Consider the following 710-nt stretch of genomic DNA (forward strand, 5'->3'; position numbering starts at 1 on the left):
TTTATTTATACGTATTTGTATATATACGCAATTGTATATATACTTGTATGCAAATATAAGTTGTATGAGAAATATAATCGGCCCACCTGTATCAGGGGACGACTTCTTTGGGAGAGACCAGGAACTAGCCAACGCCTGGCATTTACTAGAAAACGGAATGAGTCTTCGCATTTCAGCTCCCCGCAGAGTAGGCAAGACCTCCTTTGTTCGCCGGTTGCATCAGAATTGTGAAAGTAGAGATTGGACCGGCTTCTACGTTAATGTCGAAGATAAGGATAATGAAGTCGGTTTTATTGAAGCGCTGCTTGAAAACCTAGCTTCTGAGAAAAGCTGGTCAAAAAAGTTAGGAGGAAAAGCTAAAGATACGATCCTCAGTTTTATCAAGTCAATTGAGACTCTTAAGACGCCCGCGGGAGAACTTAAGTTTAAATGGGCCCACGATGAAAAAACGCTGGCTATTCAAAAGGACATCAAAGAGCTCCTGTTCACCTTTGGCGAAGGGATCATTATTATTGATGAGCTTCCGGTACTCTTAAACCGGATGCTCAAACAGGAGAACGGCCATCAGCGGGTCACTGATCTTTTGCATTGGCTTCGATCGTTGCGGCAACTTTCTGGCGTAAAGATGTACTGGATCTTCTGCGGGTCGGTGAGTCTAGATTCGTTTGTAAAACGGCATAATCTGAGCTTAACGATTAACGATACGACAA

The 710-nt window shown here is 43.0% G+C and carries 1 protein-coding gene; it reads left to right on the forward strand.

Annotation, left to right across the window (positions count from 1 at the left end; all coding sequences use genetic code 11):
* Positions 1 to 64: 64 nt before the first annotated feature.
* A partial coding sequence (locus tag BWI97_RS27065) for a hypothetical protein (RefSeq protein WP_199182145.1) occupies positions 65 to 710 on the forward strand: 646 nt, incomplete at its 3' end.

It is taken from the genome of Siphonobacter sp. BAB-5405 (genome assembly GCF_002872335.1).
Taxonomy (GTDB): Bacteria; Bacteroidota; Bacteroidia; order Cytophagales; family Spirosomataceae; genus Siphonobacter.